Origin of the sequence: Brucella pseudogrignonensis (assembly GCF_002252525.1) — a bacterium.
GTDB lineage: Bacteria > Pseudomonadota > Alphaproteobacteria > Rhizobiales > Rhizobiaceae > Brucella > Brucella pseudogrignonensis.
On record NZ_NNRM01000018.1, the window covers coordinates 49,809 to 65,709 of the forward strand.

Sequence of the window (15,901 nt, forward strand, 5' to 3'; positions counted from 1 at the left end):
AAGGGAACGCCATGTCTTCACTTGCCGATTTGTCAGCTGTCGATCTTGTTTCTGCCTATAAGGCGAAATCGCTTTCGCCGGTTGAAGTTACGGAAGCTGTAATTGAGCGCATCGAGGCCTATGAGCCGAAACTGAATGCGCTTTGGGCTTATGATCCGGAAAACGCGAGGGCATCTGCGAAGGCATCGGAAGAACGTTGGGCAAAAGGTGAGCCCGCTGGCCCCATTGACGGTGTCCCGCTGACGATCAAGGAAAATATTGCCACGCAAGGTACTGCTGTTCCGCTCGGCTGTGCGGCACTGCCTCTCAATCCTGCAGCCGTTGATGCGCCGCCCGCCGCCCGCACCCGCGAGGCTGGTGGCGTGCTTTTGGCTAAAACAACCATGCCTGATCTCGGTATGTTGTCCTCTGGGCTTTCGAGCTTTCATAAGCTTGCGCGCAACCCGTGGGACTTGAACACCAATCCGGGCGGTTCAAGTGCTGGTGCAGGCAGCGCTGGTGCTGCTGGTTACGGGCCACTGCATATCGGTACGGATATTGGTGGCTCCATCCGCCTGCCGGCCGGCTGGTGCGGTCTGGTTGGGCTGAAGCCGTCCTTCGGGCGTATCCCAATCGATCCGGCGTTTCTTGGTCGCGTTGCTGGTCCGATGACGCGTACGGTTGCCGATAGCGCGCTTTATATGTCGGTGCTTTCCCGTCCTGATCGCCGTGACGCGATGAGCCTGCCATATCAGGATATCGACTGGATGGACCTTGATATCGATGTAGAAGGTCTCAAAATCGGCCTCTGGCTCGATGCCGGTTTTGGCGAGCCGACGGGCGATGAAACACGCGCGGCGGTGGAAGCTGCAGCGAAGCTGTTCGCGGATGCTGGCGCGATTATTGAGCCGGTTGCTCCATTCCTCAATCGCACCATGATCGATGGACTTGATCGCTTCTGGCGCGCACGTTCCTGGGCCGACGTCTCTAAGATGACGCCGGAAAATCGTGCGAAAATCTTGCCATACATCTATCAATGGACTGAAACCGCTGAAGATTTGACTGGCGAGGAAGTCTATTCCGGTTTTTCCCAAATAGATGCGATGCGCCATGCAGCTCTTGCGGCGTCGAAGGATTTCGATTTCATCATTTCCCCGACCGCTCCAATGCCGACCTATCCGGCGGAATGGGCCTCTCCGGTCAATGATCCGCAGCGTCCTTTCGAGCACATCGCGTTTACCGTTGCGATGAATATGTCGGAACAGCCTGCAATCTCGCTCAATTGTGGCTATACGTCCAAGGGGCTGCCTATTGGCTTGCAGATTTTTGGCCAGCGCTTTGATGATCTGGGCGTGTTGCGTCTCGCCCAGGCATATGAAGATATGCGACCCGTTCAGCGTCCTTGGCCCATCATTGCATAAGAAGAAAGGCCGCGTGATGCGGCCTTTTCTTTATTTTGATCTGAGTGGCGCTCGCTCTTTATAGCGGTCGACGGCAGTGAGCTTCTGAATCAACGGCTCTGCATCGCGCCAAGGGTAAATCTCTGTACGCAGATATTCGAGTTCGGCTTCGAGTTCATCTTCATCGATTTCCGTCCACCAGGATTTCGGGCGCCCGTCGCTGCCATCAGACCAGCGGTAGCGGCGTTCTTTCAGCTTGTCCTTCATTTCAAAAGGGCTGTTTTCTGCATAAATGCGCAGGCGCGATTTCTGGCTGGCCTTCAGCAATTCTGCAAAAGGTGTCGTCTTGCCGGATTGTTCCTTCAGCACGGCGAGCAACGCCTGACAATCATCTTCTGCACGGTGGCCATTATGGAAATAGCCGCTCTGGCCGATCAGATAACCAAGCTTGGTGCCTTCAAAGCCGCGGGCCGTCCAGTCAATCTCCTTGACCGAACATGCCCAGGGCTTGTTTTCAAAGACTGGTGAAAAACGTTCCAGAAAGGGCCGATCAAAACCTGCATTATGCGCAATGATGAGATCCGCATTGCCGATCAGTGCTTCAAGTTTCGCACGCGGAATGATCTGTCCGGCGACCATTTCATCGGTAATGCCGGTGATACGCGTAATATCGGCTGGAATTGGCTTTGAAGGTTCTTGCAAAGCGCCAAAAGTTGCACAAACATCACCGATGGAGCCATCATCCGCATAGCGGAAGGCCACAGCGCCAATCTCGATGATTTCTTCCTGCACAGCACTCAAGCCCGTCGTTTCAGTGTCAACCACAACCCCGAGCCTAGGAAACGCAACCGTGTCTGCATCCGGCACTGTTGGCGGTGGGTCAAGCCGCTGCAAGATACGATAGCGCCCGCTGTCTTTCAGGCGTTGGACCATTTCCGCTTCATCAGGGCCGGACGTCTTTCCGGGTTTGGTGCGGGCAGGGCGCAGTTCTGCCTGCTTAACGTCGCCTTCGGCAGAAGGGACAAAGAGGTCGAACTGGTGGCGCATATGTTTTCTCCGCATTGGGGCTGTGCGTAGCTATAAAATGGCATTTCACGGCTTGCTGACCAAGCCCTCAATAAATTTAGTAACAGGTAATGTTGGTGTTTCAGCTTGCTATTGGCGTATTTAAGTCATTTTTTGAAATCGATATTTGGGGATAAGTTTTTCCTTCGAAATTCTTTACATGATAACAGTTGCTGCGAATGCATTGATTGTAGTTATTTATCAGAAAATTATTATGTTATAATGTAGTAAATTAAAATAATACCTAAACTTTTATGCTGAATTTATTCTTGATTTAAATCGTTTATTGTCGTTTGAAAGATGCTCAATTTGATTTTCCATAAATTTTTTAATTAAACGGTATCATAGGTCGTGAAATTTGTTCCACCACTCCTGATTATATTGTTTGCGGCGACAATGTCTGGCGTATGGATGCTAGACACCAGACGCAGGCATATGTTGTTCTTCGGGCTGGGCTTCGCAACCTTTGCTGCTGGTTTGTTGCTGCAGGTCTTGCAGCTCTTACCGGGTTTGAATGCGGCAGTATTTACAGCGACAGCACTTTACCTCTTGGCTGGCCTTTTCTTCTGTGAAGCCGTCATGCTTCGGCTGGACAAGCAGTTTTCGCCTTTTGCGGGCGCATCGATTAGCGTGCTGACACTGGCGGTAATAGGTTATCTGGCTCAGGTGGGGGCGGATTATAAATATATGGCCGTTGCATCCAATTTTGGGCTTGGCGCAATGATTGCCACGCTTTGTCTGCAGTCGCGGGCGCTAATGCAAGGCAAATGGATCGAGCGCACATTGCATGGTTTTCTCACGATCCTTGCCGCGCATTTCTTCCTTAGAAGCATCCTTACCGTCAAAATGCTTAGTGGAATTAGCACGACAGAACAGCTGATAAGGTCCCAATATTGGACACTGGTTACAATCTCTGTCTCTTTCATAGGTGTGTTGCTGGGCCTCGTTATTTTGGTCGTCGCAACTGCTGATGTGATTAACGAACTGCAAGCGGAGCGGGATTCAGACCCTCTCACCGGGGCTCTTAATCGTCGAGGTCTGGAGCGAGCTGCGAAGCGAAGCCTTATGGCTGCTGAGAAGAACAGGCTTGCCGTTATTATCGCTGATATTGATCATTTCAAAGCGATCAACGATGAATTTGGTCATTCAATCGGTGATCAAGTGCTTGTTGAGTTTTCATCACTCCTGCGTTCGGCATCGGAAAAAGGAGCCATTGTCGGCCGTGTCGGGGGTGAGGAATTTGTTTTGATTGTGAAGGGCGGTGCCGAGCAATGCGAGATATTCGCCAATCGTCTGTGCAGCCATGTCGCTCGCTATAGTTTTTCGATGCTGCCGAACGGACGAAGCGTAACCAGCAGTTTTGGTCTTGCGGTCATACGGGATCACGAAACGGTCTGGGATGCAGCAGCGCGCGCGGATCTTGCTCTTCTAAGGGTAAAACGGCGCGGTCGTAATCGTGTTGCGGCGGAAGGTGTCGAGTTCAAATCTGCAGGCCAGATCGACTATCTGCTCACGGCATAATGAGCCTTTCAGCTGCTCCAGCCATACTTTCTTTTCTGAAGGCGGGCGATCGTAAAGAATTTAGTTACCATAATTCTTCATGCTTAGTGCGACTTTCAAGTTAGCACTTTCGCCATGATTGCTTCGCTTTTCTGCCGAACTTTCATGCAAAGCGACAGCGAGAAAACCAGTTATTATTCAGGACGAGTAGTATGGCGTTCGTCACAGACACGTATGATTTTGCATTGCCACGCGGGATTAATATTCCCAACCCTTTTGTATTTAAAGGTATTTTACGTGTCGCAGCTCTGCTGGGCGCAGGCCTTCTGGCTGGAAGTTGCCTGATGACGACCCTGAGCACCGTGGAAGCTGTTCTGCCTGCTTTTGTGCCTTTGGCACCCGCAATGCGACGTCTTCCCGCCGCAACCCCACATCAATTGGCTGTTGTCGATCAAAAAATCGGCATGGGGCATGTCATTCGCCAGCGGTTCATCGAAGCCTATACCGCTGATGCGCCATATTCCAATCTTGATTGGCGGCGCAGCAAGGTTGCTGAAGATGCTCCCATCATTGCTGATGTGGGTCCGGAAGCTGTTATTGAAGCTGAGCCTGTGGCAATGGCGGCCGTAATTGAGCCGCGCGCGGAGCGCGTTGCGCCGCCTGCGCCCGCTCAGGATGTAGTTTCGCCTGCAGTTATCGCCTCAGCGACAAGTGCTGCGCAAACTGCAGCTCAAGACTATAGCGCGAGCGCAATAGCAGCGTTGCCATCCGGTGACGCTATCCCTGTTCCGATGGCGGCACCCGATGCTCAGATCGCGCGTGCGCCGATTGAAGATGACACAGATAGCTTTCTGCCTGATGATGTGCCGTTTCCCGGCCAGAAGCCTGTAATCGACAGGCCAACTGTTACGAAGCCACAAAAGCAGGAAAAGACGCAACTGGCTTATGCGCCGCCAAGTGGGCAGACAGAGAACATTCAGCGCGGCCTTTTCGGGCGTCTGTTCGGTCAGGCTGCACACAACAAGACGGCTATTTATGATATCTCTGCTGCTACGGTTTACCTGCCAAGTGGCGAAAAACTGGAAGCGCATTCGGGCATGGGCCACATGCGCGACAATCCGCGCTATGTTGACCAGAAGATGCGTGGCGCTACGCCACCGAGCACTTATAAGCTTCAGATGCGTGAAAGCCTATTCCACGGGGTCGAAGCAGTGCGTCTGCTCCCAGCCGATGGTCGCAATCCGTACAACCGCGACGGCCTGTTGGCGCACACATACATGTTGCGCCGGGCAGGGGATTCAAACGGTTGTGTGGTGTTTAAGGATTATGCCCGCTTCCTGCGCGCATTCAAACGCGGTGAAGTAAACAGGATGATCGTCGTGACGAGCATGTCGTCATCATCAAAGCCGGCGCGTATTGCATCGATCTTTTGATCTCGCATAGCGAGACCAGAGCTGAATTATAGCATTTCCAGCAAAAGTGCGAAGCGCCTCCGCAGGGAAATCAGTTCGCGGACTGATTTCTTTTTCTGCTGCGATGCGTCGGATAATGCGTAAAAGCAAACAGTTACAGTGGTTCCAACGTTTCATTCTTAACTGCTACCGCTGTAAGATCAGCTCTGGCTTAAAGCATGTCGCGGAAAAGTGGGAACCGGTTTTCCGATAACGACAAGCGTAAAAAGGTGCGACACGCTCTAGTGGATTGAATTTGACGTTTGAAACCCGGCTGACACTTATGCTGTTTCAAACGTCAAATTCGAAAAATCCACTAGATATCTACATCAAACGCCAATGCTTTTATAAAGCGGTGCAGTGATGTCGAGGATCAATTCAAGAGCACGCTCCGTAGCCTGCTTGTCTTCAGGCAGTTCAAATTCTGCAAGCTCAATAGCCGCGATTTGCGACGCAGGAATTGCGGCCAGCGCATCGCGCAGCTGTGGCGCAAGCAACCCGGCTTCGATTGCATAGGCGGCTGGAATTAAGCCCGGTTCCATCACATCCCAATCGATATGCACCCAGACAGGGCCGGTGCCGATGGCAGCCAGCAGCGTTTCTGCATTGGCAGCCTCTGGCTTGATAATCGTAACGCCCTTGCTTTCGAGCGTTTCCATTTCTTCTGGGTCAATGTCGCGAGCGCCGAAAATGACGACATTTTCAGGGGCGACATTGCCGCCATGTCCGCTATCCCAAAGGCCGCAGATACCAGCGAGCGCCATACCGCCCATATAACCCGAGCCTGTTGTGTCGGGTGTATTGAAATCGCCATGTGCATCGACCCAAAGAACGGTCAGTCCGTCAATCTGGCTGGCTGCTTGCGGAATGGTTGCAAGGCTTGCCGAGCAGGTATTGGTAGCCAGAAGCGGTCGCCGACCTGCCTTCAATTCATCAGCAACCGCAGCAGCAAGGCCTTTGAGTGTGTCATGAGCCTGCGGCAATGCTTCACTCCAGTCATCAGAAACAGCGGCTGCAGGCGTACCCACGGTTTTGACGGAAAGGTCGTAGCGCGCTGCCAAAGCATTCGCGACCGCTAAAGCGCCTGGAATGGCGCCGGGTGTGCGATCTGCTACTCGGCCTTGAGAGGTGATGATGCTGGATTTCATGCGAGTCGTCCTTGATACTTACAACTGAGCAAGCCTGCTTTTAGCGAAGAGGGGGAACCGAAGCTATCTCTTTGTTTTCCTGCAATTTAAGGCCTGGAGTTTGTTTTTGTTTCATAGACAAACAACGGAGCAGGATATGCCGTTCGCCCGTTACTCAGGATGATTGACCCAAGGTTTGTGCCGATCACGAAAATGCGTTCTCGTAATCAAAGACAAGTTGATATAAGCCTGCGCGACACCACACCCAACTTCAGCTAAGCATTTCGAGCGAAAGCGTGAACTGCCGTTTGCGTCCCGAAATGCGAAACAACCAAAGTCAGAGCGATTAAGACAACTCAATCTTTGCCAGAGCCTTTTTGGTGATGTTGGTGAAACTGATCCCCCAGCTTGCAGTTAGAAACAGGAACCGATGATGTTCAACGGTTTTCGGCTTTTTGTGCCCATATTGGCCGGTGCCAATCTTCGAGATCGCCTTATCGGCAGTCTGGGCGCATTAATCGGTATATGCCTGACGGGGCTGATAACCGCACTCGTAATGGGCAGGAGCATCGAGCTTCCGCTGATCGTTGCACCGATTGGCGCGTCGGCTGTGCTGATATTTGCTGTTCCTGCAAGCCCCTTGGCGCAACCATGGTCGGTCATCGGTGGCAACGTGATTTCAGCTCTGGTTGGGATAACGGTTGCGCGCTTCGTCGGCAATCCGTTGATTGCCATTGGTCTCGGCGTTGCTCTTGCTATTGCAGCCATGTCGGTTTCGCGTTGCCTGCATCCGCCCGGCGGTGCTGCAGCCCTGACAGCTATTATTGGCGGATCGAGCGTTACCGATCTCGGCTATCACTTTGCTTTTATACCGGTCGGTTTGAATTCCGTATTGCTTGTTGCTCTTGGCATTGCGTTCCATAAATTGGCTGGGCGAAAATATCCGCATGTGCCAGCGGCAGCGCCTGCCAATACACACAAGACCAGTGACCTTCCTGCGCCCTTGCGCGTCGGCTTTACGTCTGACGACATCGCCACGGCGTTGAAAGAGGTGGATGAGACTTTTGATATCGATCCGGGAGATCTGGATCGATTGCTCAGGCAGGTGGAGCTACAGGCACTCATTCGCACGCACGGGACAGTGGCTGCGAAAGATATCATGTCGCGCGATGTTATCAGCATTGCAGAACATGATAGTCCGGATGAGGCACGGCGCCTGCTGCTTGAGCACAATATCCGCACTTTGCCTGTCATTGGTGAACAAGGAAAGCTGCTCGGCACCGTTGGTCTGCGGGAGCTCAACAACTCAGCTGCCGAGGTCGGCGCGCTGATGATTGAAGCGATAACGGCACAAAAGGACGAGCCGGTCGTAAAGCTGGTGCCCTTGCTGACGGATGGTCGTTCCCACGCTGTCATCGTCACGGATCAGGATAATGTTGTTCAGGGACTTATTTCACAGACGGATTTGCTGAGTGCGTTGGCTCGCTCGTTGCGGTTTCAGGAGCCGGAGCAGCCGAAGAAGCGTAAGTCGCGTTTGCACCTTTTACGCGGTGCTGGAATTTAACCTACAAGCCCAGCCAGCTCCCATTGGAGCTGGCTTTTTTATTGTGACTACGCCGCTTTACCCCTGCGTTTCGTCGGTGTTGATACGGTCTGGCCGCCGATCCGCCGGTCCAGACCGAAACAGATCACACCTATTCTGCTCGCATCAGATTCTGAAGGAGTAGAGAATGCGCGGCGCGGATATTTTGGTGCAAATGCTAATTGGCTACGGCGTTGAGACGATTTTCGGGGTGCCCGGCGACTTAGAGCAATTGGGCCACCTCCTGGCTCAAGGCAAATCCTGCCGCAGCGGCAATGTATTTTTAGCCGCTGCGAACGCTCAAAAACCATTTTCATAGAAGCTGACGGGTTGGGCAGGCTTTAAGCAGGCCGTTTCAACATATTCCACCACCGCAGAATAAATTTGCCACAAACCCTACAATTTCAGTCGACTAATCTTTGAGATTTCGTCCCGAAGCCGAGAAACTATTCGAGACCGGTCCATATTCGTGCGCGTTGCGCGGAAGGTTCCGCCCCAAAGCGATGCTCAGCGAAAGTGGATGTGCCGATGCCCTATCAGTTAAGTCTTCTCGACAAGAGCCCGGTAGCACAGGCTGGTAGTGCGGAAACCGCTCTTGCAAATACCGTTTCTTATGCTCAAGCTGCCGAACAGGCGGGCTACAAGCGGTTCTGGGTTGCAGAGCATCATCATGCAGATGAACTGGCCGGACCTTCGCCCGAGGTGCTTGTTTCTTATCTTCTGGCATCGACAAAGCGGATCAGAATTGGCTCTGGCGGCGTGATGCTGCAGCATTACAGCCCTTACAAAGTTGCCGAAAACTTCAACCTTCTGGCGGCACTTGGGCGCGGGCGCGTTGATCTCGGTGTCGGCAAGGCTCCGGGCGGACTTCCATTATCAACCAAGGCCTTGCAGCAGGAAACAGGCAGCGAAAAGCGGCTTGATTTCAACAACAAGCTTGAACAGCTCAGCGCATTTCTTGGCGGTGACAAGATCGCATCGGGTCCGTTTGAAGGACTGGCCGCAACGCCCAAACCACAGATATCTGCGGAAAAATTTGTGCTTGGCGCAAGCCCGGAGAGCGCGTTGCTTGCCGCACATTCCGGCTGGGATTTTGTCTATGCCGGTCATTTGAATGGCGATACCGCCAATCTGCAGAAGACGTTCGACGCCTATCGCAATGTGACTGGAAAAGTGCCGGTGCTGGCGCTTGGTGCGGTCGTTGCCGACAGCCAAGACGCGGTTGATGCCGTGGTCTCGAAAATCAAAATCTTCAAGGTTCATCTCGCCTCCGGGCAATCAGTTTCAGTTGGCACACAGGAGGCCGCTGCCGAGTTTGCGCGACAGGCGGGAGAGACTGATTATCGGGTTGAAGAAAAGCATCCAAATGTGCTCGCAGGCTCGGCAAAGCAGGTGAAGCAGAAGCTCGATGAGCTGCACGAGCAATATGGGGTGACGGAGTTTGTGCTCGAGTTCCCCGCCGTTTCACATGAGCAAAGATTAGCTGCCATCGAAAGCCTCGCAGGCGAACGTCTGGCTATTGCCGCCTGATCCAAAGTCGCTGGCTATAGGGAGTACCTCAAATGAGTTCCAAGCAGATTAGATTCGGCGTGATGCTGCAGGGTGCAGGCGGGCATATGAATGCCTGGAAACATCCATCCGGGCCGGCAGATGCCAGCGTGAACCTTCAGTTTTTCATTGATGCGGCACGCAAGTCCGAAGAGGCAGGCATCAGCTTCGCCTTCATCGCAGACGGGCTTTATATCAACGAGATTTCCATTCCGCATTTTCTCAACCGCTTTGAGCCTTTGACCGTCCTTTCGGCGCTCGCAGCAAACACGAAGCGTATTGGCCTCGCAGGCACGGTTTCGACGTCTTATAGCGATCCGTTTACGGTTGCACGACAGTTCGCATCGCTTGATCTCATCTCAGGCGGGCGTGCGGGCTGGAACGTGGTGACATCGCCGCTCGAAGGGTCAGGCCGCAACTATGGCAAGCCACATCCCGAGCACGCTCTGCGTTATGAAATTGCCGACGAATATCTTGAAGTGACCAAAGGTCTTTGGGATTCATGGGATGAAGACGCCTTCGTTCGCGATCGTGAGAGCGGACAGTTTTACAAGCCCGAAGGTTTCCATCGGCTCGACCACAAGGGGCGCTTCTTCTCGGTTGAAGGGCCGCTCAATATCCAGCGTTCACCTCAGGGCCAGCCTGTTATCTTTCAGGCCGGTGCTTCCGAAGCAGGTGTCGGACTTGCGGGCAAACATGCCGACGCCGTCTTCACCAATGCGGGTACCATCAAGGATAGCCAAACATTTTATGCGCAGATCAAAGCAAGTGCGGTTGCCCATGGGCGTTCGCAGGACGATGTCGGCATTTATCCTGGCATCGGCCCCATCGTTGGACGAACCGAAGCTGAAGCCGAAGAGAAATATCAGGCGATCCGCAATCTCGTAAGCATCAACGAAGCGCTGTCCTATCTCGGGCGTTTCTTCGACCACCATGATTTCACTGCTTATGATCTCGATGCGTCTTTCCCTGATCTTGGTGACGTCGGCAAGAACAGCTTCCGTTCGACAACCGACCGCATCAAGCGCGACGCGGCTGCAAACAATCTCAGTCTGCGTGAAGTGGCTCTGAATGTGGCGACACCACGCACGCCCTTCATCGGCACAGCACAGAAAATTGCCGACGAAATCATTCTCTGGAAAGAGCAGAAAGCTGCTGACGGTTTTATCCTTGGCTTCCCGGTGATTGCCGAAGGGCTGGATGATTTCATTGCCCATGTTCTGCCAATTCTGGAAGAGCGCGGATATCATGAAGGCAGCCTGAAACACGATACGCTGCGCGGAAATCTGGGGCTTCAGCATCCGCAGAGCCGCTATGCGAAGCCCGTTGAAAACAATGATGCCGGAAGTCACCAAAAGGGTGCGGCATGAATATTCAGCGGTCGCCAGACGTAAACCGTAAACTGGAAATCGAGGCAGGTCTTGCCTCGTTTATCGATGAGTTTATCGCTTTGCGTCGCGACATTCATACCCATCCGGAACTGGCGTTCAAGGAAACCCGGACGTCTGCTCTGGTGGCAGATTATCTGAAGCAATGGGGCTATGACGTTACAACCGGCGTTGGCGGTTCTGGCGTGGTTGGCACATTGAAGCGTGGCAACTCGAACAAGACAATTGGCATCAGGGCGGACATGGACGCCCTGCCGATCACCGAGGCAACTGGCCTTGATTACGCAAGCAGCAATTCCGGTGTGATGCACGCCTGTGGCCATGACGGACATACGACCGTTTTGCTGGCAGCGGCTCGCTATCTCGCCCAGTCCGGTCGCTTTTCCGGCACGGTGCATCTCATTTTCCAGCCAGCTGAGGAGATCGGGGCAGGTGCCCGACGCATGATCGAAGACGGCCTCTTTGAGCGCTTTCCGTGCGATGCCGTTTACGGGCTGCATAACTGGCCTGGTGTCCCTGCAGGAAAGTTTGGCTTTGTGACCGGCCCGGCGATGGCATCGGTGGACCGTGCAAGAATTCGCGTGAATGGACGTGGCGGTCATGGTGCAGAACCACACAAATCGATCGATCCGGTTGTGGTTGCTTCATCCATTGTTCTGGCCTTGCAAACGGTGGTCGCGCGCAATCTCGATCCGCTTGACATGGGTGTGGTGACGGTGGCCTCCATTCATGGCGGCGATGCGTTGAATGTCATTCCGGCGCATGTCGATCTTGGCATTACCATCCGCTCGTTCTCGCAAGCTGTACGCGAAGAGTTGCGGCGGCGGATTGAAGCCGTCGCGCGTTCACAGGCCGAAAGCTTTGGTGCTGTTGCTGATGTCAATTATCAGTGGGGCTTTCCTGCTTTGATCAACGCAAAAGCCGAGACGGAATTTGCGCGACAGGTCGCGCTCAGCACTTTCCCCACCGGCACAGTTATCGAAGATTTCCGTCCGCGCACGGCAAGCGAGGACTTTGCCTTCATGCTTGAACAGAAGCCGGGAACGTATTTCTTCGTCGGCAATGGCGACAGCGCGGGCCTGCATAACCCCAATTATAATTTCAACGATGAAATCCTGCTTCCAGCCGCGCTGTTTTGGGTTCGGCTGACCGAAGCCTCGCTGATCTGAGATTGCACGATTTCTTCAACATGGATGGCCATCATGGCGGATGAATTTCTCTACACTTCAACGACCGATATTCGTGCAGTGCCGCTGATCGAGGCACTGACAATCGAGTATGACACGCGCTACGGCACCTATTTCAATGAAGAGGGTGCAGCAGCCGAAATGAACAAATATCCGCCGGAAGCCTTCGCGCCTCCGCACGGCAATTTCCTGCTGTTGCTCCGTGATGGCCAGACAGTCGGTGGCGGTGCATTCATGCGCTATGACGATGTGACAGCCGAATTCAAGCGCATCTGGACGCATAGCGATCTGCGACGGCAAGGTCTTGCTAAAAAGGTGCTTGAAGAGCTGGAAGTGCAGGCACACCGTCAGGGTTACAAGCGCGTTTATCTGACCACTGGTTTTCGGCAGCCAGAAGCCAAAGAGCTGTACTTAAGAAACGGATACACAGCGCTTTTTGATGTCTCGGCAGACACGGAAATTTACGGGACTTTGCCTTTCGAGAAGAATATCGAAAACATCAGACAAGTTGATTTTAACTCTTCCGATACGACTGCAAAGCAGGCGGTATTTGGCTAAGTAAATGCCGTGGCGTCAGGGTGGGTGTTGTAGAAAAAACATCCACTGTAGCCTGTTTAAATAGACTTATTTGTTTTGAAACTCGACGCCTCATCTCCGAAAATCAAGTCGAGTGACTTCCATGACAGACACGTCTGCAGTGAGTCATAAGTTAAATGGCAATTCGGAGCAGCGTTGATCATGGCTATTGCTACAGATTTTGCGGGTACGGACAGAGAGGCAGGCTCTCGCGTAAGTCCCGGCGATTTCAAACATTATCGCATCGTTCCGGCACGTTATCCGGCCCGCGTCGTTGGCACGATCCTGGCCGCAGGCCTGATTATCGCCGTGCTGCAATCGGTCATGACCAACCCTAAATGGGGCTGGCCGGTCTTTGCAGAATGGTTCTTGTCAGAGCCCGTTCTTGTCGGTTTGATGCGAACGCTGTGGCTGACAGCGCTTGCAACAGTGCTGGGATTTGCATTGGGAACCGCACTCGCGCTTGCTCGCGTTTCACGCTCGCCGCTGCTATCCGGTCTTTCCTGGGCCTATATCTGGCTGCTGCGATCCATTCCACTGATCGTCCTGCTTCTTGTTCTGAACAATCTCGGCTATCTATATGAAACTGTTAGGCTTGGTGTTCCTTACACGGATATAACTTTTGCCGAATATCCAACCGTTCAGATCCTCAGTCCGTTCGCTGCCGCCCTTCTGGGCTTGAGTCTCAATCAGGCTGCGTTCTCTTCCGAAATCATCCGCGGCGGCATTCTGTCTGTCGATCAGGGTCAGCTTGAAGCTGCCGCCGCTCTCGGCTTGCCGCGACGCAGACAAGCCTTCCGCATCGTGCTTCCGCAAGCCATGCGTACGATCCTTCCAACGGGCTTCAACGAGATCATCGGTCTCGCTAAAGGCACATCGATGGTCTACGTGCTTGCGCTGCCGGAACTGTTCTACACGGTGCAGGTAATCTACCGCCGCAACCTCGAAGTCATTCCCCTGCTGATGGTCGCAACCGTCTGGTATCTGATCATCATGACGGTGCTTTCGATCGCGCAATATTACATCGAACGCCATTTCTCGCGCGGTGCATTACGCAATCCGCCGCCAGCCATTCTGACACGCCTGTTCGCTCGTTTCGTTCCAGCAAAAAGTCCCGTATCGAGCAAAGCGGAGAATGTTGCATCGAGCGAACAGGATGCGCGGATTACCGAAACACTTGCTGTCAGCGGGTTCACCGGCACGCGACGCGGTGCGGTGGATATTCACGGGGTATCGAAGAGCTTCGGCAACAATCTGGTTCTCGACAATGTCAGCCTGCACATCAAGCCCGGTAGTGTGACTGCAATCCTCGGCCCATCGGGTTCGGGCAAGTCGACATTGCTGCGATCTATCAATCATCTGGAACGTGTGGATGACGGCTTTATCTCGATTGATGACGAACTGCTGGGCTATCGCCAGAGCGGTAACACTCTCTACGAGTTGAAAGAAAAAGACATTCTGAAAAAGCGCGTCGATGTCGGCATGGTGTTTCAGAACTTCAATCTCTTCCCGCATCTGACCGTGCTGGAAAACATCATCGAAGCACCGATGATTGTCCGTGGCCTGAGCCGGAACGCCGCGACCGTGATTGCAAAACGCCTGCTTGCCCGCGTTGGTCTCAGCGAAAAAATCAATGCTTATCCGCGCCAGCTTTCCGGCGGTCAGCAACAGCGTGTCGCCATCGCCCGCACATTGGCACTCAATCCAAAAGTCATCCTGTTCGACGAGCCAACCTCGGCGCTCGACCCGGAACTGGTTGGTGAAGTGCTGGATGTCATCAAGGAGCTTGCACGCTCTGGCACCACGCTTGTCATCGTAACCCATGAGATCGGCTTTGCCCGTGAAGTGGCGGATACGGTGGTCTTCATGGAAGAGGGCCGTATTCTCGAAACCGGCAGGCCAGAGCAGCTTTTCAATGCGGCAACGCATCCCCGAACCCGGGAGTTTCTCGCAAAAGTCCTCTGACGTCAGAACGCCCGCTTTGTTAAGCGCATTCCGAAAATCGGTTCTCACTTTTCGGGATGCGCTCAGGATCCAAACCACAACTCCCGACACTTACGATTGCCCTGACGGGGCAGTCGACAGGGATTGTTTGTCCAAAATTCAGATTATTCTCAGGAGTCATTCAATGAAATCGGTCAACTACAAGAACGCAATATTGGGCAGCTTTCTGGCAGCAGCAACGCTGTTCAGCGCGCCAGCCTTTTCCGCAGAGCTTGATTTTAGCCCGGAGCAGCCAAACCGTCTGCGCACGGAAAAGAGCGAAGCCGTCGTCAATGCCGTTCCCAAGGATTTCAAGTTTGTGCAGGACGGCAAGTTCGTCGTCGGCATTAATCCCTGGGTGCCTCCGATCAGCACTTATGCAACCGATGCAAAGACTGTCGTGGCTTTCGATCCCGATCTTATCCAGCTGGTTTCCGATACATTGGGCCGTGAGCTTGTGCTGGTGCCAATCGCCTGGGCGGATTGGCCGCTTTCGCTTCAATCTGGCAAGTTCGATGCGGTTATTTCAAATGTGACCGTAACCGAAGAGCGCAAGGAAAAGTTCGACTTTTCAACGTATCGCAAGGATGAGCTTGGCTTTTATGTGAAGGCCGACAGTCCGATCACGTCGCTGAAAGAGCCGAAGGACATTGCGGGTCTCAAAATCATCACCGATCCAGGCACTAATCAGGAAAACATCCTTGTGCAATGGGACAAGCAGAACGTTGAAGCGGGCCTGAAGCCTGTAGAAATTCAGTATTACGACGATGATGCCGTCAAGAGCCTAGCTATTGATTCCGGTCGTGCGGATGCGGTTTTCAGCGTCAATGCAGTGCAGGCCTATGCTGCATCGCAGCACGGCAAAACCAAGCTTGTCGGCACAGTAAGCGGCGGCTGGCCGCAGACGGCCGAGGTGGCAATCACCACACGCAAGGGCAGCGGTCTGGCCGATACGCTGACGCTCTCGCTCAATGAACTCATCAAGAACGGCAAATATCATCAGGTGCTTGAGCGTTGGAGCCTGAGTTCAGAAGCCGTTGATGAGGCCAAAACAAACCCTGCTGGATTGCCGAAAAGCGGATCGTAAGATCCGCTCGTAACGGGGTAAAATCTAA

Annotated in this window: 13 protein-coding genes; 11 read left to right on the forward strand and 2 right to left on the reverse strand. The window is 53.4% G+C overall.

Features of this window, described 5'->3' with window-relative positions:
• Nucleotides 1–11: 11 nt before the first annotated feature.
• Nucleotides 12–1,400, forward strand: coding sequence for an amidase (locus tag CEV34_RS10665; protein ID WP_007878964.1), 1,389 nt, complete (start codon nucleotides 12–14; stop codon nucleotides 1,398–1,400).
• 30 nt (nucleotides 1,401–1,430) lie between these two features.
• Here CEV34_RS10665 and CEV34_RS10670 read toward each other — a convergent pair whose 3' ends face one another.
• Complete coding sequence (locus tag CEV34_RS10670; protein WP_007878965.1) at nucleotides 1,431–2,426, reverse strand: 3'-5' exonuclease; 996 nt, start codon at nucleotides 2,424–2,426, stop codon at nucleotides 1,431–1,433.
• 369 nt (nucleotides 2,427–2,795) lie between these two features.
• Between CEV34_RS10670 and CEV34_RS10675 the strand changes: the two genes are divergently transcribed.
• The gene (locus CEV34_RS10675; protein ID WP_039860738.1) at nucleotides 2,796–3,965 is read left to right on the forward strand and encodes a GGDEF domain-containing protein; all 1,170 of its coding nucleotides are present in this window, start codon (nucleotides 2,796–2,798) and stop codon (nucleotides 3,963–3,965) included.
• A 191-nt stretch (nucleotides 3,966–4,156) separates the two neighbouring features.
• Nucleotides 4,157–5,377, forward strand: a complete 1,221-nt coding sequence (locus CEV34_RS10680; protein ID WP_094543614.1) for a DUF2778 domain-containing protein — start codon at nucleotides 4,157–4,159, stop codon at nucleotides 5,375–5,377.
• A 347-nt stretch (nucleotides 5,378–5,724) separates the two neighbouring features.
• Here the strand turns inward: CEV34_RS10680 and CEV34_RS10685 are convergent, their stop codons facing one another.
• Entirely contained in the window at nucleotides 5,725–6,543 is an 819-nt protein-coding gene (locus tag CEV34_RS10685) for an arginase family protein (RefSeq protein ID WP_007878973.1), read from the reverse strand.
• Between the two features lie 409 nt (nucleotides 6,544–6,952).
• On the opposite strand from CEV34_RS10685, the gene CEV34_RS10690 reads away from it, so the two are divergent.
• The 8 genes from CEV34_RS10690 (at nucleotide 6,953) to CEV34_RS10720 (ending at nucleotide 15,873) form a co-directional block, all read left to right on the forward strand.
• The gene (locus tag CEV34_RS10690; protein ID WP_007878974.1) at nucleotides 6,953–8,086 is read left to right on the forward strand and encodes an HPP family protein; all 1,134 of its coding nucleotides are present in this window, start codon (nucleotides 6,953–6,955) and stop codon (nucleotides 8,084–8,086) included.
• A 166-nt stretch (nucleotides 8,087–8,252) separates the two neighbouring features.
• Nucleotides 8,253–8,423, forward strand: coding sequence for a hypothetical protein (locus CEV34_RS27000; RefSeq protein ID WP_007878975.1), 171 nt, complete (start codon nucleotides 8,253–8,255; stop codon nucleotides 8,421–8,423).
• Between the two features lie 209 nt (nucleotides 8,424–8,632).
• A complete protein-coding gene (locus CEV34_RS10695; protein ID WP_007878976.1) occupies nucleotides 8,633–9,634 on the forward strand; it encodes an MsnO8 family LLM class oxidoreductase in 1,002 nt (333 codons plus the stop codon).
• A gap of 32 nt (nucleotides 9,635–9,666) precedes the next feature.
• On the forward strand, nucleotides 9,667–11,022 hold the full coding sequence (locus tag CEV34_RS10700; RefSeq protein WP_007878979.1) for an LLM class flavin-dependent oxidoreductase: 1,356 nt from the start codon (nucleotides 9,667–9,669) through the stop codon (nucleotides 11,020–11,022).
• A complete protein-coding gene (locus CEV34_RS10705) occupies nucleotides 11,019–12,209 on the forward strand; it encodes a M20 aminoacylase family protein (RefSeq protein ID WP_007878981.1) in 1,191 nt (396 codons plus the stop codon). Before CEV34_RS10700 ends, CEV34_RS10705 begins: the two co-directional genes overlap by 4 nt.
• A gap of 24 nt (nucleotides 12,210–12,233) precedes the next feature.
• Entirely contained in the window at nucleotides 12,234–12,785 is a 552-nt protein-coding gene (locus tag CEV34_RS10710; RefSeq protein WP_094543617.1) for a GNAT family N-acetyltransferase, read from the forward strand.
• A 180-nt stretch (nucleotides 12,786–12,965) separates the two neighbouring features.
• On the forward strand, nucleotides 12,966–14,768 hold the full coding sequence (locus CEV34_RS27625) for an amino acid ABC transporter permease/ATP-binding protein (RefSeq protein WP_007878983.1): 1,803 nt from the start codon (nucleotides 12,966–12,968) through the stop codon (nucleotides 14,766–14,768).
• 163 nt (nucleotides 14,769–14,931) lie between these two features.
• Nucleotides 14,932–15,873, forward strand: coding sequence for an ABC transporter substrate-binding protein (locus CEV34_RS10720; RefSeq protein WP_007878984.1), 942 nt, complete (start codon nucleotides 14,932–14,934; stop codon nucleotides 15,871–15,873).
• Nucleotides 15,874–15,901 lie beyond the last annotated feature (28 nt).